The organism is Psychrobacter sp. S1-30-MNA-CIBAN-0213, assembly GCF_040309845.1.
Classification (GTDB): Bacteria; Pseudomonadota; Gammaproteobacteria; order Pseudomonadales; family Moraxellaceae; genus Psychrobacter.
The window spans coordinates 57,829-83,089 of sequence record NZ_JBEOPE010000001.1; the positions used below are offsets into that span (position 1 = coordinate 57,829).

The 25,261-nt window shown below is 40.7% G+C and carries 17 protein-coding genes; 7 read left to right on the plus strand and 10 right to left on the minus strand.

Annotated features, from left to right (window positions below; all coding sequences use genetic code 11):
* Window positions 1-261 precede the first annotated feature (261 nt).
* The 4 genes from AAEY87_RS00270 to AAEY87_RS00285 all read right to left on the minus strand — a co-directional run bounded on the left by AAEY87_RS00270 (window position 262) and on the right by AAEY87_RS00285 (window position 7,636).
* Window positions 262-1,050, minus strand: coding sequence for a substrate-binding periplasmic protein (locus tag AAEY87_RS00270; protein WP_350655446.1), 789 nt, complete (start codon window positions 1,048-1,050; stop codon window positions 262-264).
* Window positions 1,051-1,475: 425 nt separating this feature from the next.
* Window positions 1,476-2,735 carry a multidrug effflux MFS transporter gene (locus AAEY87_RS00275; protein ID WP_350655447.1) on the minus strand — a complete coding sequence of 420 codons (1,260 nt, stop codon included), beginning with the start codon at window positions 2,733-2,735 and terminating at the stop codon, window positions 1,476-1,478.
* Between the two features lie 251 nt (window positions 2,736-2,986).
* On the minus strand, window positions 2,987-3,799 hold the full coding sequence (locus AAEY87_RS00280; protein ID WP_350655448.1) for a crotonase/enoyl-CoA hydratase family protein: 813 nt from the start codon (window positions 3,797-3,799) through the stop codon (window positions 2,987-2,989).
* A 240-nt stretch (window positions 3,800-4,039) separates the two neighbouring features.
* The gene (locus AAEY87_RS00285; protein ID WP_350655449.1) at window positions 4,040-7,636 is read right to left on the minus strand and encodes a hybrid sensor histidine kinase/response regulator; all 3,597 of its coding nucleotides are present in this window, start codon (window positions 7,634-7,636) and stop codon (window positions 4,040-4,042) included.
* Window positions 7,637-8,334: 698 nt separating this feature from the next.
* On the opposite strand from AAEY87_RS00285, the gene cysM reads away from it, so the two are divergent.
* The 6 genes from cysM (at window position 8,335) to AAEY87_RS00315 (ending at window position 16,436) form a co-directional block, all read left to right on the plus strand.
* Complete coding sequence (gene cysM, locus AAEY87_RS00290) at window positions 8,335-9,288, plus strand: cysteine synthase CysM (RefSeq protein WP_350655450.1); 954 nt, start codon at window positions 8,335-8,337, stop codon at window positions 9,286-9,288.
* Window positions 9,289-9,308: 20 nt separating this feature from the next.
* Window positions 9,309-10,133, plus strand: coding sequence for a 3'-5' exonuclease (locus tag AAEY87_RS00295; protein WP_068034364.1), 825 nt, complete (start codon window positions 9,309-9,311; stop codon window positions 10,131-10,133).
* Window positions 10,134-10,250: 117 nt separating this feature from the next.
* Window positions 10,251-11,792: a 23S rRNA (uracil(1939)-C(5))-methyltransferase RlmD gene (gene rlmD, locus AAEY87_RS00300; RefSeq protein WP_350655451.1), complete on the plus strand. Its 1,542-nt coding sequence runs from the start codon at window positions 10,251-10,253 to the stop codon at window positions 11,790-11,792.
* Window positions 11,793-12,191: 399 nt separating this feature from the next.
* A complete protein-coding gene (locus AAEY87_RS00305) occupies window positions 12,192-14,750 on the plus strand; it encodes a RelA/SpoT family protein (protein WP_350655452.1) in 2,559 nt (852 codons plus the stop codon).
* 155 nt (window positions 14,751-14,905) lie between these two features.
* A complete protein-coding gene (mutM, locus tag AAEY87_RS00310; protein WP_350655454.1) occupies window positions 14,906-15,826 on the plus strand; it encodes a bifunctional DNA-formamidopyrimidine glycosylase/DNA-(apurinic or apyrimidinic site) lyase in 921 nt (306 codons plus the stop codon).
* A gap of 163 nt (window positions 15,827-15,989) precedes the next feature.
* Complete coding sequence (locus AAEY87_RS00315; protein ID WP_228138900.1) at window positions 15,990-16,436, plus strand: hypothetical protein; 447 nt, start codon at window positions 15,990-15,992, stop codon at window positions 16,434-16,436.
* 133 nt (window positions 16,437-16,569) lie between these two features.
* On the opposite strand, the gene typA is transcribed toward AAEY87_RS00315, so the two are convergent.
* Entirely contained in the window at window positions 16,570-18,417 is a 1,848-nt protein-coding gene (gene typA / locus AAEY87_RS00320; RefSeq protein ID WP_068034356.1) for a translational GTPase TypA, read from the minus strand.
* A gap of 356 nt (window positions 18,418-18,773) precedes the next feature.
* A complete protein-coding gene (locus AAEY87_RS00325; RefSeq protein ID WP_068325863.1) occupies window positions 18,774-20,078 on the minus strand; it encodes an OmpA family protein in 1,305 nt (434 codons plus the stop codon).
* Between the two features lie 595 nt (window positions 20,079-20,673).
* On the opposite strand from AAEY87_RS00325, the gene AAEY87_RS00330 reads away from it, so the two are divergent.
* Window positions 20,674-21,318, plus strand: coding sequence for a GspH/FimT family protein (locus tag AAEY87_RS00330; RefSeq protein WP_082785607.1), 645 nt, complete (start codon window positions 20,674-20,676; stop codon window positions 21,316-21,318).
* 61 nt (window positions 21,319-21,379) lie between these two features.
* On the opposite strand, the gene AAEY87_RS00335 is transcribed toward AAEY87_RS00330, so the two are convergent.
* The 4 genes from AAEY87_RS00335 to rnc all read right to left on the minus strand — a co-directional run bounded on the left by AAEY87_RS00335 (window position 21,380) and on the right by rnc (window position 25,222).
* Window positions 21,380-22,141: a pyridoxine 5'-phosphate synthase gene (locus tag AAEY87_RS00335; RefSeq protein WP_068325862.1), complete on the minus strand. Its 762-nt coding sequence runs from the start codon at window positions 22,139-22,141 to the stop codon at window positions 21,380-21,382.
* A gap of 111 nt (window positions 22,142-22,252) precedes the next feature.
* Entirely contained in the window at window positions 22,253-22,999 is a 747-nt protein-coding gene (gene recO / locus AAEY87_RS00340; protein WP_350655456.1) for a DNA repair protein RecO, read from the minus strand.
* 45 nt (window positions 23,000-23,044) lie between these two features.
* Window positions 23,045-24,217, minus strand: coding sequence for a GTPase Era (era, locus tag AAEY87_RS00345; RefSeq protein ID WP_350655457.1), 1,173 nt, complete (start codon window positions 24,215-24,217; stop codon window positions 23,045-23,047).
* Between the two features lie 210 nt (window positions 24,218-24,427).
* Window positions 24,428-25,222, minus strand: coding sequence for a ribonuclease III (gene rnc, locus AAEY87_RS00350; protein WP_068034348.1), 795 nt, complete (start codon window positions 25,220-25,222; stop codon window positions 24,428-24,430).
* Window positions 25,223-25,261 lie beyond the last annotated feature (39 nt).

A 25,261-nucleotide genomic window follows, 5' to 3' on the forward strand; every position in this document is an offset into this window, starting at 1 on the left:
ACATCTATTTTCATTTGATGGTATATAAACATCTGTTTGCGTTTACAGCCTAATGAAAAACACAGTTTCAAGTTTAGGTAGGCTTATATTTTATTAGGAACACAAAAAAGCATTTATACGTATTAATCGTATGAATGCTTTTTTGCAGAAAAAAATATAAAAGGTCAGATCGCTTTGATTTTATCGAAATTTAGCTCGTCTTTAACATTTTTTGCTGTTTTAAAGCCGTTTCAGTCAAGTCTTCACCAAACCATTTTGTCGTTAACACAGCATACGTACCATCTTTTTTAACCCTTCTAGCCCTGTATTGACCTTTTTAAGTAATTCAGGCTGATTTTCATCAATGAGGAAAACTTTTCGAGCACCATCTGCACCAATACCTTCATAGTCAAAATATATTGGCGTTAAATCTGATAAATCGTTTAATAAATAGCGAATAACACCAGAACCATCTACGACCGCATCGACTTTATCTTGTGCCATAGCTTGTACTGCTGCAAATGTGGTTGGATACTGTTCTACGGCACCCACTTTATAATCGCCTTTTGCAAAAAATTGATAAGGTTCAGAATCGCTTAATACACCAATACGCACGTCATTCAAATCATTTAGTGACTTAATATTCAATTTATCATCTAAACACACTAGGCTGGTAGGCAGGGGCGCATAAACATCTGACAGTAAATATTTGCTATTTCTTTCATCACTGTAAGTAAGACCAGCTGCCACCATATCTCTATTTTTACTATCTATATTATCAAATAGCTTCTTCCAAGGATCATTATAGACTTCGACTTTAAATCCTTGATCTTCACCGATCTGACGCATGAGATCGATATCAAACCCAGTGACACTACCGTACTCGTCGTTAAAACCATAAGGCGCAAACTGTGCATCAGTAGAAAGCTTCACTATTGACGCTGTATCAGGCAACTTACTCACAAATTGACTTTCGTTTTCAACAGCTGCTGTACTACTCTTATTAGCGCTCTCTTGCGTAGTCGCGTTATTAGTGGAGTTGCTACATCCAAACAATCCAACACTTAACATAATTGGAAGTACTTTATACAATGTCTTCATAATTCATAGTTGAACATTAGAAAATATTTGCTATACCTCGAATAAGAACTTAATAGATTTGTAGAATATCTTGATAATATTAAATACAAACTATTACATTCGATAATAATTCAGTAACTTTTCGATAGCTATGGACATATACATAAATATAGACAGGTGGACAGATAAGTTGACAAGTGGTATTAACAACTAGTATTAGGAGAATTTAGACGAATAATCACTGATTTAAGATGAAACAGACAGTAGGAACTTTATTAACTGGGCTTACTTGTATTTGAGTTTTACTTATATTTTAATAAAGACGAAAAAAAAGCATCCACTACGTATTAAACGTATGGATGCTTATTAAATAGAGAGAACTCCTTAAATAAAGAGAACTTCAACTTGCCAATCGGTTATTCAGTGTCGTCAAGATTCAAATTACGGTCTATTTTCCAAATCAAAAAACAGCCAAGACTCATTAAGGTAAACATAGCAATCCCAATCTTAAGTACTGGATTAACCGGAAACAGGTTTAATAATAAACCACCAAAGATACCTACTGAAAACATCAATGAGCCTTGCATTGCACTTGCCATACCAGCACGACGCTTTTGAAAAGCCAGCGCAATGGCAGAAGCGTTTGGCTGGGTCAAACCAAGACCGGCAATACAAAAGAAGATACAGGTTAATACCAACGGCAGCCACGCATCTACACCAAGAGTAAGACCTATGATAAACAGTGCAGCGGCAGAGATTACCTGCATCATCGCGCCGAAACGTAAGATACTTAAAATACGGAAGCGATTGGTGAGCCATTGGTTTAGCTGGGTTAATGCTACAAAGCCTGCGGCATTCATACCAAAAAGCCAACCAAAATGCGTTGCAGAAACACCATAAGTATCCATTATTAGCTCAGAAGCTGAGCTGATATAGACAAACATCGCCCCCATCAATAGACCACCTCCAATCGCTGGATAATTAAAGGTTGGATCTTTTAATAGCTCCCAGTATTGACTGAGCACTTCTTTGGCAGGACGCACGTTACGGTTTTCTTCAGTGAGGGTTTCAAAGAAGAAAAACTTAGTTAGCAATAGATTGAGCACCCCAAAAGCTGCTAAAAACCAAAAAATAGAATGCCAATCAAAGAACTGCAAAAATAGTGCACCAAGCGATGGCGCTAGTATAGGCGCTAACCCCATTACTAATATCATAATAGAAAATGCTTTGGCAGTTTGTCGTGCAGTAAGTCGATCACGTATCGCTGCACGAGTAACGACTGCACCTACACACGCTCCTAGCGCCTGCAGCGTACGCCCAGCGAATAACACATACTCGTTACTGGTCGTAGCACACACTATTGACGCAACCACATACAAGCTCATACCAATATATAAAGGTTTTACGCGACCAACGCGATCACTAAAAGGACCATAAAACAGCTGTCCAAATACCAAGCCAAAAAAATAGGCAGGGACAGAGTTGGCCATAAATGCCGTTGATACACCAAAGTCATCTGCCATTGATGGGAGTGCAGGTAAATACATATCAATAGATAATGGCCCTACCGCAACAATCAGCCCGAGCATCATAATCCATGCAACGGGCAAATCAGCAGAACGCACGCGTTCAGAAGCAACAGGTCTATTAGGCAGAGAGGATTTTGGAGCAGACATAGTTAGGCCGTTTTATATAGGTTTATTATTTTGTTATTGATATTTTAATTGCTTGTAGATTTTATTTATGAATAAAAATAGACTACTAAAAACAATAATTATGCATACATAAGTGTTTATAAACCTAGGTACATAATCTGACAGTGTTATATCGTACTGCTCGCTTATATTTCAATGGATGTATAACGTTAATAGAACAAACCCTGACAATTAAAAATCAACTAAAATAATGCCTTAAGATATGTTCCAGCTTAACGGAATTGGCGTTTAGCGAAAGCAGTGCTGGCTTGCTTAGCTTTCTTTAATGCAAGCTTACGGTTGCGTCCCATCATTAGCTTCAATTGCCACATTTTTTCTTTATACAAAGTAATATTCGATTGCTGATACATCGCATTGATGACTCGCTTGCTAGCAAGTACTGCATCAGGAGAACGCTCGGCGAACTCAGCAGCAAGTGTCTGCGCCTGTTGTAATGGCGACTCGCTACAATGACTAACCAATCCCAATTGCTTCCCTTCTTCTGCATCAATGGTACGTGCACTCATCGCCAGCTCTTTTAGGACGTCTGCACGCACTACTCCTAGCGCTGATTGCGTTAGTCCCATATCTGGCACCAAACCCCATTTAGCTTCCATAATAGAAAGCTTGCAATCAGGATGACTGATACGTACATCACAAGCTAACGCTAATTGCAAACCTGCGCCGATACAATATCCTTCTAATACGGCAATCACGGGAATTGGTACATCACGCCAGACCAAACAAACTCGCTGAAATAAACTCTGGCATGGTTTGATTAATTCCCAAAATGCATAAGCCTGATTTTTAGGATGATTTAAATCACCCAGATCAATACCAGCGCAAAACGTCCCTTCAGCACCATTAAGAATGACAGCACGCAACGTTTTATCCTTGCTAATGTGCCCAGCAGCAGCAATCAGTTCATCAACTACTTTAAAGCTCATGGCATTCTTTTTTTCTGGCCGATTTATCGTAACGGTTGCAATATTTTCAGTCACGCTGACTTGCAGGGTTTTATATTGATAGGCGGTGATAGCATGCATAATGATCCTTAATAATAAATGAGGGAGATAAGATAATGTTCATTTTAGCTGCAATATGCTATCAATCTTAACAGGCTTATATCTGCTATACCTTACGAATAATTGACTGTAGCGCTATCAATATCTTTATGTTTAAAAACACGTTTCCATGACATTATAAATAACTTATCAAATAGCTATTTACTACTTATCTAGCCTATTATTTTAGCCAATATTTATTCAACTTATTTTTTATTCTCATTAAATCATCTTCCATGTCATATCATTTTCGCTTAGACGGTGATAGGTCAATTGCGGGTATGGAGATAGATCAAGCATCTGTAAATTGGTCAACGCGAGCAATAGGGCTTCATGATAAGGCTTGAGCATTGCAAACTGTGCTGGCGTAGTGTGTTGTACATTTAATAAGCACTTATCTTCTAAGTCTTGGCTAGCTTGGCGTAATTGCGGAACACCAGTGTAACGACTTGCACCTAAAATTCGATGCGCAACTTGCGCGAGCATGTTTCGGTCTCGTGCCTGCCATGCTTGAGCCAAGGCGTCTTTTTCATCTGCAATCGTATCAATCATCATAATGATTAGCTTAGCAGCAAGATCTGGCTTATTCGCCGAACGGGTCAAGGCGTCTTCCCAGTCCAATACCTTTAATCCATCAATAGCACTACTCTTCCAACCGTTGTCTTTTGACGACTGCTCTTGTGATTGCCCATCTTGTTCGCTGGAAGACTCTTGCAGTTGGTCTTGGTATTGTAAGCCTTGATAACGCGGCTGAGTAACACGTTGCGGTTCTCGCATATAATCATCACGAGGTTGAATATCCCGCATATAATCGTCACGAATTTTCTTTAATGATAATGGGCGCGGCACTACTTTATCTGCTGGCGTGCTTTTTAGCGTGCTGACACTAGCACTATCTATGATCTCAGGAGCTATGACTTTAGAAGCTTCGCCATCAATATTATCAGCAGGCGTAACTGTGCTCAGACTTTGTGTGGTTGACGTGCGCCCTAACCATTTTTGTAGCACTTGTAACAATTGCGGTTGGCTGATTGGTTTGCCAACATAATCATCGATACCGCACGCAAGCAGCTTGTCACGCTCATCAGATAATCCATGCGCGGTTAACGCAATAATAGGAATATGACTATCACCGACTTCGATTTTGCGAATTTGCTGCGCTGCCTCGCGTCCTGACATGCGCGGCATTTGGATATCCATAAAGATAAGATCGATACTGTCTTTATCCTGTGCCTTATCTTGCGCCTTATTTTTTGAGTTAGCTGATTTTTCTTCTGTGTGCATATCTGTAGTCGATGCAGTATTAGTAGAAGCTGTATTGATTTGAGCACGAGCTTGGGCTTTTGAAATCTGCGTTTTGTTGGATAAGCTTTGCTGAGTAGGTTTAGCATTTTTTATATTTTTAGTTTGCTGTTTACTAATCAATTCAATAGCATCAAAGCCACTATTGGCAGTAATGACGTGAATGCCAAGCTCGCTGAGAAGTGCATCTAACACCAAGAGATTGGGCAGATGATCGTCTACAGCAAGCACAGTCACGCCATGCCAGCGCGGTGCTTGCGCTTCGATTGGTTCGCTTTTCTTTTGGGTATCGAGCATGGCATACAGCTGCCTTTTATCCAACGGCTCATATAGGATATTGGCGTGATAACGGTTTAATAGTGCCTGATCGGCGGCAACCTGATAGCCAAAGACAGCGAGCTTACCTTGATAATGCAAACGAATTTGTTTAAGCAGTGCCATCATGTCATCTTGAGTATCATTATCAACGATTACCCAGTCCCAATAATTGCCCTGCTCTTTAAGCGACTCAAGCACACCTGGCAAAGAGTTGGCTTGAGTAAGCTTAATCGGTAAAGTCTGCAAGCTGGCTTTGAGTACTTGTCTGGAAGCATTGTGATTGATCCAAACCAAGACGTTAAATTCATCATTTTCGCTGGCAAGTGGCGCCAGTACCGGTAATGCAATGGTCTGCCCTGTCGCCGCTTCTAACACATCGATATGAGTTGGCATGCGGAACCAAAACGTCGCCCCTTGATTGGCTATGTTCTCTTGGGCGTTATCATAAAAACCAATATCACCGCCCATAAGGCGCGTTAATTGCTTAGAGATTACAAGGCCCAGCCCTGTGCCGCCATACTGACGTGTAATGGATGGATCGCCTTGGCTAAAGCTTTGAAATAACATCTTTTGATCTGCTAGAGAAATCCCTTTACCACTATCTTGGACACTAATCATCAGATAATTATCGCGATGATCGTCCAAGCTTACCCGCACTACTACATCACCGCTATCTGTAAACTTAATGGCATTACCGACTAGATTGGTCAAAACCTGCTTAAGGCGTAGGGCATCACCCACAATGCGCATTGGCACATCATTGTAGAACAACACGGCCATACGTAGGCCTTTCTCCGCCGATACTGGAGAGAGCATATCGACCACGTCATATATGGTGTCGTAAAGGTCAAACTCATGACGATCAAGCACCAACTTACCTGCTTCAATCTTAGAGAAGTCCAACACATCATTCACGAGCGCCAGTAGATGCGCAGACGATTTACGAATCGTATGCACATATAAGTCTTGCTCAGGATTTAGCTCACCGTGGCGTGCCAGCAGATTAATAAAGCCATCGATACTGTTTAGCGGTGTCCGCAGCTCATGGCTAATATTGGCTAAAAATGCAGATTTGGCTTGGCTGGTTGAAATCGCGTCATCACGCGCATTGCGAATAGAGATGTTTTGCATTTCCATCTCATCAAAAGCCAGACGTAAGTCATCCTCGGTCTGTTCAGCATGATCTTTCAATTCTTGAAAACTTGAGTGCAAGCGCCGTAAAGTTTTTACCAAGTCTTGTTGCAGCAAGTTTAATTCACCATCGGACTCTACTGGAATAGGCTTATATAAATTATCTACATGAGTACGCTGTAGCTGCAAACGCAGCTCATAAATAGGCGCAATCCAGCGTTTGGCATAAATATTAAGACTCAACAGCAAGATTAAGATAGTAAAGAGACCGGTAATAACCAGCGCCATAGCGATACGGTAGCGCGCAATGTAAAGCGGCTCATTATCCATATCGACGAACAGCCACAATCTTTGTCCTTCAAAATCACCCAATACGCTGCCATAAGCTGTACCAATAGGCGTGGCTTGCTGTGATAAAAAATTTTGCGACGTATCAATTAAAGGCCAGCTTTCACTAACCCCATAACCTACCGTCGCGAGCACCTGATCATTCTCATTGATAATTGCAATGCGTTGTACATGCTGTTCCGACTGCATACGACTCAGTCTATCGCGAATCGATACCAATGTTGCCATGGCGCCTTTAGGAGCATCAGTTGTCGCACTGAGACTTTCATCAATTACTCGAGCAGTAGATGAATGAGAGGTAGGCATTCCTCCCAGCGCTTCTTCTGATAGAATTGCACTACTCAATCTACCACCACGAGCACTAATATAATGGTCTGAATGTACTTGAGATAAGGGTAGATTCTCAGGTCGGATATTGTTTTCAAGTGCCGCTTGGCTAGCAGCTGCCATATCACTAACCATATTTTGAGAATTTTCCTCATTAGCTTTTGACTGCTGACGTTCTTGCTCCAACAATGCAGGGATCAGCTCAGTTACCATAGGTTTATAACGAATCAACACGGCTTCAGCTAAAGCCTCCTGCTCTGATTCACTGGCACGCATAGTTTCATGAAAAACTAGAATGCCACCTACCGCTGCCAACACACAAATCGGCAAAAACACCAATATGATCAACTGACCATAGGCGCTACTGGTATCAAAGCGTTTTTTGTATGCCATGTTAGATTTAATCCCTACAGACGTTTATGCTATGTATAAATAGCAAATATAAGCTGTTTTGCCTAGGGCATGTCCTCATTTTAAAAATGGTGATAAAAATGAGATAAATTGCAGTCAAACAAGGAAGGTAGCGCAGATAATATCGAGATATTAACCAGCTATTTGACGCTGTTTGGCAAAATTTAGCCATTTTTAGTCCATTTAGATGATAATCGATTGAATTGAGGACATGCCCTAATAGTTAACTTTCTAAATATTTTAGGTATTTTAACAGTATTTATAGATATAAAGGTTGTCATCGCAAATCATTGCTGATGAGCGACTGTAAATCACAACTTAGAAGATTGTTGTTGCCAACTTGCTATGGATTTTAGTGCTTACCTTATATTCCAATAGCTAAAAAACGCTTCATCATTTATGGTTAATAGTTATTACTGGGAGGCAATTTACTTGCACAGCCTTGTTTTTAGCACTATTTGTTTACCAAAATATCTTGATGCTATCAGCGTAGCTAAAAACAAAATGATATAATGGTGCAAATTTTTAATTGTCGCCATTTTCTTATGATTGAAATGCTTTAATGAGCGTTTATATCAATCATTAGCTAACACGGCTAGTAGCTGTGGAAACACTTAGTCAAAAACCAAAACTATATTTAAAAAAACAAACTATTATTTGAAAATAAACAAGGATACCTTATGTCCTCTACGGCCATGTCAAACGCCAACTTTATTACTCAAGTCACTGAGCTTGCCGATTGCGTTGGTCAGACGCCATTAGTGAAATTACATCGTTTGCCTATAGAAGAAAACATTATAAATGGTGCGGTGTTATTGGCCAAACTTGAAGGTAATAATCCTGCAGGTTCTGTAAAGGATCGTCCTGCTTTTAATATGATTTATCAAGCGGAGAAGCGTGGTGATATCAAGCCTGGTGACACTTTGATTGAAGCAACTAGTGGCAATACTGGCATTGCTTTAGCCATGGTCGCCGCTATGCGCGGTTATCCAATGACACTACTGATGCCGACCAACTCTACCCAAGAGCGCAAAGATGCGATGATAGCTTATGGTGCTACTTTGATTGAAGTAGACGAAGGAATAGAAGCAGCACGTGATTTAGCGCTACAAATGCAATCTGAAGGTCAGGGTATCGTATTAGATCAATTTAATAATCCTGATAATAAGCAAGCGCATTATCTGACTACGGGTCCTGAGCTATGGGCACAAACTGATGGTAAAATCACCCACTTTATTAGCTCAATGGGGACTACAGGTACTATCACAGGCGTGTCAAAATATCTTAAAGAGCAAAACCCTGCGATTAAAGTTATCGGTTTGCAACCTGATGAAGAAGCTTCTATCGCTGGTATCCGCCGCTGGCCTGCTGCCTACATGCCCGGTATCTTTGAAGCAGATTTAGTCGATGAAGTTATGGATATTGATCAGCGTATCGCTGAAGTCTATATGCGTAAACTGTCGAAGACTGAAGGTATCTTTGCAGGTGTTTCATCAGGAGCAGCAGCATGGGCAGCTACGCAAGTTGCCAAAGAAAACCCAGATGCCGTTATTGCCTTTATTATCTGTGATCGTGGCGATCGTTATCTATCAACTGGCTTGTATAATGTTGATGACAGCAGCACGCAAGCATAAGTAAGTAACTAGGATTATTTATGTCACATGCCCTACCTGCTAATCCCATACTGGTTTTCGATATTGAGACAGTAGCAGATACTGACGCCGCACGCCGTATCTATCCGCAGTTGGCTGATTTAAACAATGCCGATGCTTTAAGTGCATTGACTGCGATCAGAATACAAGAGGCTGGGCATGACTTTATGCGTTTACCATTACAACGTATTGTCTGCATATCGGCGTTATATATTAAAGATGGACAGTTTTCTTTGTTTTCTTTAACTGCAGATAAATTTAGCGAAAAAGATATTCTTGCCAAGTTTTTTCGAGCATTTAATGATATTGAAACCTTGCCACAGCTGATTAGTTGGAATGGCTCTGGCTTTGATATTCCGGTTCTTATTTACCGTGCTATGCAATACGATTTGTCCGCCCCATGGTTATTTGAGGAAGGCGAACGTATAAAAAGTATGCGTTTTGATAATTACGTCAACCGTTTTCAAACAAAGCATTTGGATCTGATGGACAGATTTAGCCAATACGGTGCGAGTCGACGTGAAGCAATGGATGTCGTTGCAAGCCTATATGGCCTACCCGGTAAGACTGATGTGGATGGCAGCATGGTTGGCGAACTCGTTAACCAGGGTGATTGGCAAACGCTATCGATATATTGCGAATCTGATGTCATGAATACATGGCTGATATATTTACGCTGGCTGCGTCTGACAGGTAAGCTGTCGTCACCGTCTTATACTTATTGGCAACAGCAGAGTCGTGATTATTTGGCAAAATTCACTCAAGCAGATGGCAAAGCTCGCCATCATGAGTTTATTGCTGATTGGTCATCTGCGCCCCAATCATAAAAAACAAAGCCATAATCACCCCAATTGTAAAAACCAGAGTCATAGAAATAGCGCCATAAATAGTAGCACGCGCCATCATTCTTTTAGTTATTTATCATTTATTATTAAGGCAGGTTTATGCAACCCACCGATTCACAAACGTCTACAGCACCTGATACTACGTCACAAGTCAACGATACCCAAACGATCACTATCCCGCCTAATAAGAAAAAATCTAAACCATCGTCAAAGACGCGTCGTCGTCTAAAAGAGGCAGAGCCACTACCTTTTACTATTGATGGCTTATCGCATGATGGTCGCGGGGTTGCGGTATATGGCAATGGCTTTGGTGAGGCCGATGGTCATGTAGAAGATAAGCATGGCAAAAAGGTCTTTGTCAGCTTTGCTTTACCGGGTGAAAGTGCTTTAGTGAAACTAACTAATAGCCGTACCAGTTTTGAAGAAGGCGACGCAATTAGTATCACTGCCAATCCAAACCCTGAACGCGCTGTACCGCCTTGCCCACACTTCGGTGTATGCGGTGGTTGTAACTTGCAACACTGGCAGCCAGATAGTCAGATCAACTTTAAACAATCGGTACTTGCGGAGATGCTCGTGCATCAAGCGAATGTTGAGCCTGATACTTGGCTTGCGCCGGTAGTGGGTGATCGCCTTGGCTATCGCACCAAAGCTCGATTGGGCGTACGCTATGTCGCCAAAAAAGAAACCGCTTTGGTCGGCTTTCGTGAGCGCTCAAGTAACTTTTTGGCAGAGTTAAATGAGTGTCATATCTTAGATCCGCGCATTGGCTTTGAGATTGAGAATTTAAAAACACTTATTAGTACGCTTGAGAGCCGTGACAAAATTGCTCAGCTTGAGCTGGCGATGGGTGAGCAGATGCCAGAGCTACCCGATGGCAATCAGCCAGTTGCACTCATTGTGCGTAACTTGGCTCCCTTATCTGACGCAGATATAGAGAAGCTCAAAGTCTTTTTTACTGCACGCAACTGGCAGTTATATTTACAGTCTAAAGGCGCTGACAGTATTAAACGTATTGCTTTAACTGATGCTGATGATATGACCGAGCAGTTTGGGCGTCTATATTATCAATTGCCAGAATACAATCTTACTTTTGAGTTTATCCCTACGGACTTTACCCAAGTAAATCTATCTGTTAATCGACAGATGACTAAGCTTGCTTGCGAATTATTAGACCTAAAAGCGGGCGAACGTGTACTGGATTTATTCAGCGGCTTAGGCAATTTTAGTTTGCCATTAGCACGCCTCGTCGGTGAAACTGGCTCAGTCGTAGGCGTTGAAGGTAGTGATGCGATGACTGCACGTGCAGCAGAGAATGCGCGTCGCAATGACATTCATAATACTGAATTTTATACTCAAGATTTGACTCATGATTGCTCAGATAAACCATGGGCTAATCAAGGCTTTGATGCATTACTTATCGATCCACCCCGCTCTGGCGCTTGGGAAATTATGCAGTATTTACCTAAGTTTAACGCTGAGCGGATTGTTTATGTCTCTTGCAACCCTGCTACTCTCGCTCGTGATACAAAAGCACTATTGGAGCAAGGTTATCGTCTGACTCATGCTGGAGTGATGGATATGTTTTGTCATACTGGGCACGTTGAGTCAATCGCACGCTTCGAAAAAGTAGCAGCTTAACTTATTTGGGCTGGGCTATTGAATACATTTTTAGGTTCTTTATTGCTTTAGCTGGGACGTTTTCTTAACAAACAAAAGCTTGTTAGGATATAGTTACTCTTATATGCATTATCACTACAGAGCCTTGCTTGAATTACAACTTTAAAATGACATAATAATACCCATACAGTCTGTATGTGTATTATTTAATCTTTATACGTATTGTTAAACAATATTGTGTGCATTTGCACTTATAGTCTTAAGATACTGGGCATTAATTCTTTATCATCGTTAGCAAAAATGGACTTTTGCAGCGGTGTTGGTTATATCCGATAATAATTTATTACGGGTTAGAACGAGAGTTTGTGCATAGCAGGTAAGACAATAAGAAATTTCGAAGATAGCTAAGAGGAGCCGGCTATGGTAAAGATTCGAGAAGGTTTACCGCTGATTGATGGACAAACAACGCATGCTGATAGTGCGGCATTGGCAGCACAGTTAGTTGCCAGCCAGCGCTCTCATCAATCTGCTAATAGCTATGCTCAAGTGCCGCTTGATATCAAACAACAGCTGGCAACTCACAAACTCCATACTACTTTCGATCGCTCTGCCCGATACTCTTATCATAATCATGATCCGAAGCTAGAAAACGAATATTCAGAGCATATTCTTCTAGATAACGTTCAAATGCTCTCAGAAGTATCCAATGTCGATGACTTGGCTCAAGCCAATATTGATGTACCTGCTTGGCTTGATAACGTTGCAAAACGTATTGGTCAAGACTCTGTACCTAATCTATCTACTGCTTGCGAGTTTATCCGCAGTCGCATGAACACTAGCGAATCTGAGCGTTCTGGTGCTTATGTTACTGGTATTGGTATGGCTGATATTCTAACCTATCTATATCAAGACGAAGATGCTTTAGTCGCGGCTATGCTCTATCGTAGCGCACGTAAGTCACTAGTCAGTTTGGTAGAAATCGAGCAAAACTTTGGTGCCGATATCGCGACCTTAGTTAAAGACGCTTTGGCGATGGGAAAACTATCTGCCATTATAGAGAGCAACAAACGCTTGGAAGATCACTTCGTTAATAACCAGCGCGACCAGTTATCGAATATCTACAGTATGCTTATTTCAGTGACTAACGATGTGCGCGTCGTGCTTATTAAGCTTGCTGAACGTACCTTTGCCATGCGTGAGTTGTCATTTTCCAATCCGGAACGCCAGCAACGTGTAGCTCGTGAAGTAATGACCATTTATGCCCCGCTGGCCCACCGTTTAGGTATTGCTCAGCTAAAATGGGAGCTTGAAGACTTAGCTTTTCGCTACCTTGCTCCTGAGCGTTATAAAGAGATTGCCAAGCTATTATCCGAAAAACGTAGCGAACGTGAGGATTATATTCAGCGGGTACAGGACAAGCTCAACGAGGCTTTAGCAGAATCTGATATTACTGCTGATGTTTCAGGACGAGTCAAGCACATCTACTCCATTTACCGCAAAATGAAATTAAAGCGCTTATCTTTTGATCAGCTTTATGATATTCGAGCACTGCGAGTATTGGTTGAAAACCCATCAGATTGTTATCATGTTTTAGGATTGGTACACGGCTTGTGGCGTTATATCCCTGAGCAGTTCGATGACTATATTACTAACCCAAAACCGAATGGCTACCGCTCTTTACATACGGCTGTCATCGCTGAAAATAAATCACTCGAAGTACAAATTCGTACACAAGGCATGCACTTTGAAGCCGAGCTTGGCATGTGCGCACATGTCAATTATAAGGAAGGCCTAAAAAAGAAAAAAGACAGCTATCTAACTCAAAGAATCAGCTCCCTACGTCATCTACTATCTGTTAATAATGAGACACGCAATCAAACACGCTCAGGCCTAGAAACAGATGGTGACTTTAATGATCATGGTTTAAACGAATTTGAAGATGAAGAGCCAATCGTCGATTTCGATGAGCTTGAAAGAATCTATATTTTTAGCCGAGACGGCGACATCACTGAGCTACCAAAAGGCGCTACCGTGCTCGATTTTGCCTATTACGTTCACACACAAGTAGGCAATCGCGCCCAAGCTGCTCGGGTAAACCAGCGTTATGTGCCTTTAACTTATCAGCTAAAAACTGGTGAGCAAGTTGAGATTATTACTAAAGCATCACGCGAGCCCAATCGTGATTGGCTAGTGGCTGCACTCGGTTATATCCATACCAATCGTGCACGCTCTAAATTACGCCAATGGTTCAATAAGCAAGACCGTGATAAGAATATTGAAATTGGCAAACAGATGCTTAGTAAGGAGCTTGAGCGCCTGTCAGTACATCCTAATAGCATTGACTTGAATGACTACACCCAGTTCTTTCACGTCAACACCACTGACGATATTATCGTAGGCCTAGTCACAGGAGATATAGGCCTGCATCAACTGACCGGACATATTTCTCGTCAGCTGCATCTTGAGCCTGAAAAAGAAAAAGAAGAATATGCACCTAGTGTTGACCCAAAAGCTACAGGGAAGCTTGACGCGTATAAAATCTGTATTGATGGTCTTGATAATATTGAGATTAATCTAGCAGGTTGCTGTCACCCTGTGCACGGTGAGCCAATCTCTGGTTACATTACTTTATCTCGTGGCGTTAGTGTTCATAATCGCGGTTGCCCTGAATATATACGCTTGATCGAACGTGATCCTGAACGAGAAATAAGTGCCGCTTGGAAATCTAAATCCGGTCGTTATCAACCCGTTGATATCCATATTGAAGCCTATGATAGACGTGGACTGTTACGTGATTTGACCCAAGTTATTGATAAAGAGAGTGTCAACATACGTAAGGTTGAGACTCTAAGCACTGATGACAATATCGCTTCTTTAAAGTTCCATATTGAAGTGTCAGGTTTAGCCCATTTATCCAAACTACTTGCCAAACTTGAGCAGCAACCGGGAATTCTGCACGCGCGTCGTTCTGTTGCCTAGTGGTAAATAATCAACAGTAGTCATGCAGGAGATATATGCATTAATCATGAATATATCTCCTGCATGACTGAACTTCTATTTTAAATAATATTGTTATATGCAGCTAATAACTTAACTTTTAATTAATGCTTTCCAAATTTTTATAGAAAATTACTATGCCTGAATTACCTGAAGTTGAAACCACTAAAACCAGTCTTGCGCCTTTATTGGAGCAAAGACTAACCGCTGTAGAAGTGTTTCAGCCAAAATTGCGTTGGCCTATGCCTGCCGACTTAGACGCTCTGATTGATTATACTTTGCAGAACGTAGAGCGCCGCGCAAAATATCTAATCCTTACCTTTATACCGAACGCAGAGCTTGTAGAAAACAGTCAAACTATGACTGAGAGCAACTCTTTACGTCAACGTAAGCTGATAATACACTTAGGAATGTCAGGAAGTTTGCAACAACATCCCGTTGGTACTGATAAACGTAAGCATGATCATTTAGTAATCACTTTTGACAATGCTTACGGCATACAGTCGCAACTGCATTACCATGATCCCAGACGTTTTGGAGCTGTGTTATGGTATAAGGATTATAGTGCCAAGCTTTTAGATCATCTAGGTCCTGAGCCGTTATCAGCCGATTTCACTGCTGACTATTTATACCAGCTGATTCAACGTAGTAATGGTGATGAAACGACGGACAAGAAAACTAAGAAACGCCCTATCACCCGTGCTATCAAATCAGTAATTATGGAACAGCAAGTTGTCGTTGGCGTCGGAAATATCTATGCGACAGAAAGTCTATATTTGGCAGCCATACATCCTGCTACCCCAGCGCACAACTTATCTTACAATCAAATAGTAATTTTGGTTGATCATATTAAGATCATACTACAACGAGCCATTAAGCTTGGTGGTTCAACATTACGTGATTTCACAGTAGCAAGTGGGCAAACTGGCTACTTTCAGCAAACTTTAAACGTCTATGGTAAACAAGGCGAATCATGTCCGCATTGTGATACTGCGCTTGATAATATTAAAATCAATGGGCGCGCTAGTGTATTTTGTCCAAGTTGTCAGCGGATTTAATAAACAAAGTTCTATCATAATATATAAGACAAAAAACAGTGTAACGTGCTTTTATGTTGCTTATCGGCACGCATCTTGCTTTAATAAGTAAGCAATGCTGTTTTATGATTACTTTTAACCAGCAGTGCTCATTATTCATACCGCTTACACGTTTTAGGAAATCATGATGACTGTTAATGCCAATACCCAACGCATTGTTAAGAGTAAGCTTCTTACCGCTATTCTAAGCGTAAGCTTCATTGTAGCGTTCACACAGCCTGCCTCGGCCGCGATAGAGATAGATGAGGGCGACTTTGGCCCATCTTATGATACGATGATAGTCGATACAGTCGTTGGTAAGCCCTTACAGCTAGTCACCGCAGTCGCTGGTACCGCCGCTTATCTTGTGAGCCTGCCCTTCTCCCTTATCGGTGGTAATGCTGATCAAGCTCAGCAAAAACTATTCGTTGAACCTTGGGATGCTATGGCGCGCTGCTTAGGTTGTACGGTTGCTGAAGATAATTTTTATAAATCACAAAGTGTTAACGATAATGTCGTACGTATCGTTGTTGATCGTCCATCAGAGATTTTGATTAATACCAATGATTATGTGATCGTTAATCAACCTTAAAACCTAACTTCTCACTTTAAATATTTTAGCTCGGATTAAAGCAAAATAGAATAAAAACAAAACCAACAAAAAGGGCTAACTCATTGAGTTAGCCCTTTTTATTATTTAACTATTTTATCAATGAAGATTGATATTAAGCACCTTTCTTACGACCATAACGCTTACGCTCACTTTCAGTCAAATAACGCTTACGTAGACGAATCGCTTTTGGCGTGACTTCTACTAATTCATCATCTTGAATGAATTCAAGTGCTTGCTCAAGCGTAAACTTAACCGCTGGCGTTAGCGTTAGCGCTTCATCAGTACCACTGGCACGAACGTTGGTTAACTGCTTAGCAGTCGTTGGGTTAACGGCCATATCATCGTTACGTGAGTTAAGACCAACGATCATACCTTCGTAAACTTCAAGCTGTGGCTCAGCAAATAATTTACCGCGTTTTTGTAGGTTAAATAGAGCAAAACCTAAGCAAACACCCTTCGCCATAGAAACTAAGACGCCATTCGAGCGACCACCAACATCACCGATCTTTTGTGGACCGTAATGTGAGAAACTTGACGTCATGATACCGGTACCTGAAGTCAAGGTTAAGAATTCAGAGCGGAAACCAATCAAACCACGTGCAGGCATAGTCGCTTCGATACGCATACGACCTTTACCATCAAGCTCCATATTGGTCATCTCGCCTTTACGCAAGCCGACCTGCTCCATGATAGAACCTTGATGCTCATCTTCGATATCGAAGACAACGTTTTCATACGGCTCTTGTAACTTACCATCAACTTCTTTAACGATAACTTCTGGGCCTGAAACACCCATCTCAAAACCTTCACGGCGCATGTTTTCGATAAGTACAGATAGATGAAGCTCACCTCGACCTGATACTTTGAATTTATCAGGAGACTCTGTATCTTCTACACGTAATGCTACGTTATGAATCAATTCACGCTCAAGACGCTCACGAATATTACGTGAGGTCACAAACTTGCCGTCACGACCAGCGAACGGTGAGTTATTCACTTGGAAGTTCATCGATACGGTTGGTTCGTCAACGGTCAATGCTGGCAATGCTTCAACGTGGTTAGGATCGCAAATAGTATCTGAAATATTAAGCGCATCAATACCTGTAATACAGATGATATCACCCGCTTGTGCATCTTCTACTTCGATACGATCCAAACCGTGGTAACCCATAATCTTTAGGATACGGCCGTTACGCGTGTTGCCATTCTTGTCGATTACAGTCACTTGCGTGTTGGTTTTAACTTTACCACGCTGGATACGGCCAATACCGATAACACCAACGAAGCTATTAAAATCAAGGCTTGAGATTTGCATGCGGAATGGCGCATCTGCATCAACCTGTGGTGGCTGTACAACATCAACGATAGTTTTAAATAACGGCGTCATGTCATCAGCTAAATTATCTGCTTCTAGACCTGCAATACCATTCAGCGCTGATGCATAAACAACTGGAAAATCTAATTGCTCATCAGTTGCACCTAAGTTGTCAAATAAATCAAAAATCTGATCCATCACCCAATCAGGACGTGCACCAGGACGATCAATTTTGTTAATAACAACAATTGGTTTCAAGCCTTGCTCAAACGCTTTTTGAGTCACGAAACGGGTTTGAGGCATTGGTCCATCAACAGCATCAACGACTAGAAGTACACAGTCAACCATTGACATTACACGCTCAACTTCACCACCGAAATCGGCGTGACCTGGAGTGTCAACAATGTTAATACGATATTCAGTATCGTCAGTGCTGTCTGTCCAACGAATGGCTGTATTTTTAGCCAAAATGGTAATACCACGTTCTTGCTCAATATCACCTGAATCCATTGCACGTTCAGCAATGTTTGCACGATCGCCAAAAGTACCAGATTGATGTAATAATTTATCAACTAGCGTTGTTTTACCGTGATCAACGTGGGCAATAATTGCAATGTTACGCAGGTGTTTGATATCGTTCGCCATATAAAATGCTCGTTTTGTCTTAATAAAATGCAGTAGCAGTAAGCGCCGCTGGAGAAACTTTTATCATAAAGCAGATAGATATTTTTACTTTACTATCAAATGACTACGCAATAGGGGTAGTGGGATAAGAAATGCTGGCAAAGTAGAATTTCTATACTGATAAATCCATCGTACAGATAGCTATGCTAATGTACACTTTGTCAATCTACAAAGTGTTTGGGCGGCTAGTATAACATTATTACATTATAAATTTATGCAATAAGTTATTTATCTGAGTACTTAAACAAAAAAAAGCCACCTAATAGGCAGCTTTTTTTGTAACTTTATGATTTAGAACATAACTAACTAGTTATATATTATTGAATAACCATGTCTTTAGTTTGCTCAACAGTCATTGTTTTGTCACCAGTAATGATGGCATAAACACGACGGTTCATAGCACGACCTTCTTCAGTATCGTTTGGAGCGATTGGACGGTCATAACCGTAACCAACTGTTGATAGACGGTTTGGAGCAATACCAAATTCGTTAGTCAACATAGATTTCACAGCAACTGCACGGGCTTCAGATAGACGTTGGTTATAGCGTGCTGAAGGACCAGTTTTAGAAGCATGACCTTCTACACGAGCGCTAGAGTTAGGATACTCACGCATCTTCTCTGCTACTTTAGAGATTTCAGTTTTGTACTGGTCTTTGATAGCTGATTTGTCGTTATCAAAGAATACACGTAGTTCCATTTTCAGCTCGTCAGTAATATCTACTGCTACTGGGCAACCGCGCTCATCGACTACTACGTTCATTGGAGTTCCTGGGCATTCATCGATGCTATCAGGTACGCCATCGCCGTCTGAATCAACGTCTTGCTCAACGATTACCACTGGTGGAACAGAAACTTCAGGCTCTACTTGTGGTGGTACTGCTACTGTTGGTGATAAATGGCCACCAAGTACAACTTCTAGACCGGCCAAAGCCATGCCTTCCCACCAGTTGTTATCAAAGTTATGAATCGCACGAGCTTCACCACGTAGGCTTAAAGCGTCGTTGATGCGATACATAGCACCTAGACCTAGGTTACCGATAGTATCTTTAGATGATGAAACTTCAGTACCAGCCTCAACACGACCTACAGAAGAACCTTGTGCAGTATCATAAGTTTCTTGGTTTTCAACTTCAATCTTAGACTGACCAGCACCAATTAGAACATATGGTTTGAACGCACTATCAGTATAACCAGTAAATTCTTCAGTACCGATTAAGAAGTTACCAGAAATCATAGTTTGTTCGATATCAAAACGGTTAACACCAGCATCTGCAGAATCTTCAGAAGCTTCACCGTTAGCACTTGTTACGCCATACTCTACTTGGAACTGAGTAGAAGGAGTAAGCTCGATACCTAGAGCAGCACCAGTGTAAAGGCTGCTTTCTTTAGCTACGCCACCATTCGGTACATTACCACCACGACCATCGATCGAGTTACCGTTGGCATCGATATATAGGTCTTTACCAGTCTTTAAGATATCACGCTGCTTATCACTAGTATCACTGAACTCTTCAGTCATGTGATAACCAAGTAGTAATGGGCTGATAGTAACGCCAGCATTAGCTGCTAAAGGTGCAGCTGCTACGGCAACTAGAGCTAGAGCAATTTTATTCAATTTCATGGACTTCCTCCAAAGGATGATTTGAGTGATGCGTTAAGCAAAACCGCTTCCTAAGATGTAATAAAAGTAGACATCTTTTACGAATGCATAATTATACAACAAAACTAATTAGGAAGTAGCTTATCGACTATCAATTAAGTTTACAACTTTTTTCGTTAGGCAGCTACACATTATTACACGATAGTGTTGCAACTAAAACACAATAGCCTGCTTATTTTACTAAGAACTAACACACGTTGCAATTTTAGTCTTTTGAATGCTAATTCGCAATAGAAGTAACTCTGGTTGTATCTATTGTCTGTCATCAGTTTAATACAATTGTATTTTTTTCTCTATTACAAAAGATGTGTTTTCACTAATTGAAACATTTTTTGACAGTTGTACTATATTTTGTTTATATTAAAACAATGAACATTATTTGATTCAATAACCAAGATAACGATGTAAAAAATTTGTAAGTGTAGAGAAGTCAGTACGTTTTAGAAATCTAATGCTTTATATAAGGCAAAATAGAAGAATGAATGTTTATTTAAAATTATAAGTCCAATCAAGTTAGCTCACACAATAAATCCATCATTATAGGTAATGACTATATATGACTAAGCGACATAATACGCCATGCCCTACTCAGCAGATATCAAACCCTGGTTTGCTTAATTTCATTGTCATTGACCATTTAAAAGCTATCAAAAACCTTTCTAAACACTATAATCAAAAAGGATTTAATCTTGTAGAACTCATAGTAACAATAGCAATTTTAGCCATTATCGCTACCATAGCAGCTCCAGCCATTTTAACCCAACTGGCAAGTATGGAAGCTAAACGTATTAAAAATCAATTAGAGACCACGCTTAAGATAGCAAAAGCTGAGAGCTTTATAAGAAGACAGAATTTGTTGGTTTGCCTATCTAATTCAGGAGGGCGTTGCCACCGAGATAGCTATAAAAAGCTTCTATTATTTGTAGACAATAACAATAATAAGCATTTTGATGTTCAGGTTGATGTGCTATTAAAAGAGGAATCTTTGAACCCTAAATACAGCACCCTAAGTTTGCGAGTAGGAAATAAGCGCCATTATACTAAGTTTTGGGGAGATAGCGGTAAACCACGTGGGCATTTTGGTCATATAAAATACTGTCCAAGCTCAACTTATGGTCAAGCTATGTATCAGATCTCATTTAATCAAGGTGGTATCATTAGATACAAGCCTAATGATATACATCCTACTGACTGTTTATAAATATAACATCTATCATAACAATATTAGTTAGTCACTATCAGATTCAACCCTGTATAGAAAATCACTCATACATCGCAGTTTTCATCATAGTCACTGCTTGCGACAACCCTACAAATATTGCATCGGCAATCAATGCGTGCCCAATGTTCAGCTCATAAATATCGTCAATTTGTGCAATCGCATTAACATTGTCACGAGTTAGACCATGACCTGCATTAATTAGCAATTTATCATCTAAATTTTTTGCGACAATCACTGCTTGTTTAATACGTTGTAGCTCAACATTCTGCGCATCAAAATCTCCAGCCAAACCTACCTCGGCATAAGTACCGGTATGCAGCTCAATAGCATCAGCATGACAAGCAACTGCTGCAGCAATTTGGACCTCATCTGGATCGATAAATAAAGAGACCTTAATACCTGCTGCATGTAACTCATTGATGTATTTTTTCAGATGAGTGATTTGCCCTGCAACGTCCAACCCTCCCTCAGTAGTTAGCTCCGCACGCTTTTCAGGTACTAAGCAAACCCAAAATGGTTTAACTTCGCAAGCAATAGATAGCATTTCAGAAGTTGCTGCCATCTCCAGATTCAACCTAGTAGTCAATTGTCTCGCTATCTCATACACATCTGAGTCTTGGATATGACGACGATCTTCACGTAAATGTATAGTAATGCCATCTGCGCCTGCTTGCTCGCATAATAATACTGCCTCTAAAGGGCTAGGATAGTTGACACCACGCGCTTGACGTAAGGTTGCTACATGATCAACGTTGACACCTAATAGCGGTCTGTTTACTGAGTTTTGTGAAGAGGTGACCATAAGAAATCCTTTTAAAAACGAAATCTGATTGACGTATAGATGATAATGCTAAAATAGCGTCACATTTAATATTGATTTAAACAGCTATATGTTAAACAAATGACTGCTTTATTATTGGTAACGCTGCTGCTGTTGCCATAGTAAGCGACTTTGTAATGGCTGATAGTCAAGCAGATGATCAATCAGATGTCTATGTAGCCTTGACCAATTGCTTAGCGTCGCGTCAGTAATGCCCAGTTGTGCCATTTTTATAATATCAGCCCCACTGAAAACTGTTTGTAATGCATTAATTGTCGTTTTATCAGGTTGAAAAGTAACAACAAAACCTACATCAGACAAAAACCGATAATCAGTATCAGGCTCAATAGGTGCTAGCATATTGTCATGCGTTAACGTTAAAGAAAAGCCCAGCTCTTCGAATAAATGAGATTCAAATTGGCGTAAGCATAATCTCAACGCATCCGCTGCTAACGGCTGCTTTAGCTGTAATAAGCTGTTTTGATAATGTCGCCATAATACTGGCATTGGATCTTCGCTAGGCAACAACTTCCACAATATCTCATTTAAATATAATGCAGCGTACTGTTGCTGACCGCTTATCTGTTGATAACGTGATGGCTTAGTGGCCGTAGTAGACTCTGTAGAGTCATCCTCTGCTGGCATCAAATTAATCTGACTAAAGGTTTTTAAATCACGCTTGCCCGTTGCAAACAGTTGTAACGGCTCAAAGAGAGGTGCACCCTTTTTACCAATACCGTGCACTACACCATGTTGCTCGGAAAACAAATAGTAAAGCGCACGTTTTTCTTGATAAGGTCGCTGATGTAATAAATAACCTATTAATACTTCATTGCGCATTGTTTGTTACCTCAACATCATGTCCAGACTTGATGTTTAGTTTAATCAATAACCCAAGCTTGTTAATGCACGCTCATCATCAGACCAACCACGCTTGACTTTTACCCATAGAGTTAACATTACTTTTTTATCAAATAACTTTTCCATATCTTTACGGGCGTCCATACCAACTTGCTTGATACGCTGACCTTTTTCACCAATCACGATGGCTTTTTGGCCATTACGTTCTACATATATTGTTGCATCGATGAAAGTACATGCTTTACGTGGACGACCTGTTTTAGGATCCATATGAGCCGCTTCATCTTTGAACTCGTCAATCTGTACGGTTAAATCATAAGGCACTTCATCACCAGCGCTACGCATAATTTTTTCGCGGATAATCTCACTGGCTAAAAATCTCTCTGAGCGGTCAGTGATTTGTTCAGTGTCATAAATTGGCGTCGCCTTTGGTAGGTGCGAAGCAATAACTTCCTCAAGACGATCTAGGTTTTGGTTCTTTAGAGCTGAGACCGGTACGATGTCGGCAAAGTCAAAGCTGTCACTGAAAGTTTCAATCAGTGGCAGAATAGACCCTTTATCTTTTAACGTATCTGCTTTATTAATGACCAATACGACAGTCAAGTTAGTATCACCAAGCTTCTGTAAGGTCAATAAATCATCATCACGCCACTGGTCTGAGTCAACCACAAACAGTACCAAATCTACATCTACCAGCGCTGATACAGCAGCTTTATTCATACGCTCATTGATAGCACGTACTTCATTGCGATGAATACCGGGCGTATCTACAAATACTGCCTGCATTTCATGAGTGCTCAAAATGCCATGAATGCGGTGACGAGTCGTTTGGGGCTTACGTGAGGTAATCGACAGCTTTTGGCCTAACAAATGGTTCATTAAAGTCGACTTGCCAACGTTTGGACGACCAATGATCGCTACGTAGCCTGCTTTAAAGTCTTCAGCAACGCCATCATTATTACTTGGCGCAAAGAACCCATCAATCGCATCGTTATTTTCAAGATCAGTATCGCTATCAGATTCGTCGGCATCGTCATTATCTTGCTGCTGAATAGCTGTTAACGACTCTCCTATTTTTCTACTTTCTTGTGTGTTTTCTACTTGTTCTACAGTAGTAGCTTGGTTTGTATCAGTGTTCTCTGTCATATTATTGGCATTATCTTCGGGGGTAGATGGCAAGTCAGTATGATTGCTCATAGGGTAATCCTGTGGAGTTTTGATGATAGGCCTAGCAGTATATTTAATCTGTTAATAATACTTACTAGGCTAATTTCAATTTAGAAATAAAGAAATTTGAAGGTCTGTATTGTTTATTAAGTTGTTGATAACCATTAGGTTAGTCTTTAACAAGTATCTAATATTTAATCGAGTCAGGTGAACAAGTTATCAACGTTAGGAATTAAGTTATTAACGTTTTTTAAGCGCGCCAGGTAACTTGTGCAATTGATTGATCATTAGTTCAGCTGCTTTTTGCTCAGCAATCCGGCGACTCTCACCAGACTCAGTGATATCAGGGCAACTGCTAATATTCACCTGACAGCGTACAACAAATATCTGATAAGGCGCATTGCCACGGGTTTCGACCAACTCATAGTGTGGCAAATCAAACTGTTTGGATTGTAGCCATTCCTGTAAACGACTTTTGGCGTCTTTTAGTGCTTTTTGGTCATTAACGTTGTCGATTAAGTCACCATACCATGACAGCACACAATTACGAGTGATTTCCATATCTTGGCTGTCTAGATAAATAGCCCCAATCAACGATTCTACCGCATCAGCCAATATCGAAGCGCGATTACGTCCACCACCTTTACGTTCACCAATACCCAAGATCAGATGGTTGGATAGCTCTAAGTTCTGAGCGATGGTAACTAGGGACTCTTGGCGTACCAATGTGGCACGCATACGAGTCAAACGCCCTTCATTCTGACTAGGATAGCGATGATATAGTGCCTCGCCAACAATCATTCCAAGAAGTGCATCACCTAAAAACTCTAAGCGCTCATAGTTTTTTTTGCTATCGAACGAGCGATGCGTTAAGGCTAACTTTGGTAGATTTAAATCATTAAAGACGTAGCCTAATTTGCGTGTCAATACTTCCAGACGCTGAATAAAATCTGAGCTGATTGGCAAAGTCTCCATAGTTGCGCTATTTTTTTTGGCGGCAGGCAGCGCTTGATACTGTTGTGGAGTTGATTTCATGCGTGGCTTTTGGCTATCCTTTAATGTTAGTAATTTAAA

Bases quoted from the DNA above. Each gene is read 5' to 3' on its own strand.
- AAEY87_RS00305 (WP_350655452.1), top strand. From the start codon at position 12,192: ATGGTAAAGATTCGAGAAGGTTTACCGCTGATTGATGGACAAACAACG.
- typA (WP_068034356.1), bottom strand. From the start codon at position 18,417: ATGGCGAACGATATCAAACACCTGCGTAACATTGCAATTATTGCCCAC.
- AAEY87_RS00315 (WP_228138900.1), top strand. From the start codon at position 15,990: ATGATGACTGTTAATGCCAATACCCAACGCATTGTTAAGAGTAAGCTT.
- AAEY87_RS00275 (WP_350655447.1), bottom strand. From the start codon at position 2,735: ATGTCTGCTCCAAAATCCTCTCTGCCTAATAGACCTGTTGCTTCTGAA.
- rlmD (WP_350655451.1), top strand. From the start codon at position 10,251: ATGCAACCCACCGATTCACAAACGTCTACAGCACCTGATACTACGTCA.
- AAEY87_RS00325 (WP_068325863.1), bottom strand. From the start codon at position 20,078: ATGAAATTGAATAAAATTGCTCTAGCTCTAGTTGCCGTAGCAGCTGCA.
- cysM (WP_350655450.1), top strand. From the start codon at position 8,335: ATGTCCTCTACGGCCATGTCAAACGCCAACTTTATTACTCAAGTCACT.
- AAEY87_RS00270 (WP_350655446.1), bottom strand. From the start codon at position 1,050: ATGTTAAGTGTTGGATTGTTTGGATGTAGCAACTCCACTAATAACGCG.
- AAEY87_RS00295 (WP_068034364.1), top strand. From the start codon at position 9,309: ATGTCACATGCCCTACCTGCTAATCCCATACTGGTTTTCGATATTGAG.
- rnc (WP_068034348.1), bottom strand. From the start codon at position 25,222: ATGAAATCAACTCCACAACAGTATCAAGCGCTGCCTGCCGCCAAAAAA.
- era (WP_350655457.1), bottom strand. From the start codon at position 24,217: ATGAGCAATCATACTGACTTGCCATCTACCCCCGAAGATAATGCCAAT.
- AAEY87_RS00335 (WP_068325862.1), bottom strand. From the start codon at position 22,141: ATGGTCACCTCTTCACAAAACTCAGTAAACAGACCGCTATTAGGTGTC.
- AAEY87_RS00330 (WP_082785607.1), top strand. From the start codon at position 20,674: ATGACTAAGCGACATAATACGCCATGCCCTACTCAGCAGATATCAAAC.
- AAEY87_RS00285 (WP_350655449.1), bottom strand. From the start codon at position 7,636: ATGGCATACAAAAAACGCTTTGATACCAGTAGCGCCTATGGTCAGTTG.
- recO (WP_350655456.1), bottom strand. From the start codon at position 22,999: ATGCGCAATGAAGTATTAATAGGTTATTTATTACATCAGCGACCTTAT.
- AAEY87_RS00280 (WP_350655448.1), bottom strand. From the start codon at position 3,799: ATGCATGCTATCACCGCCTATCAATATAAAACCCTGCAAGTCAGCGTG.
- mutM (WP_350655454.1), top strand. From the start codon at position 14,906: ATGCCTGAATTACCTGAAGTTGAAACCACTAAAACCAGTCTTGCGCCT.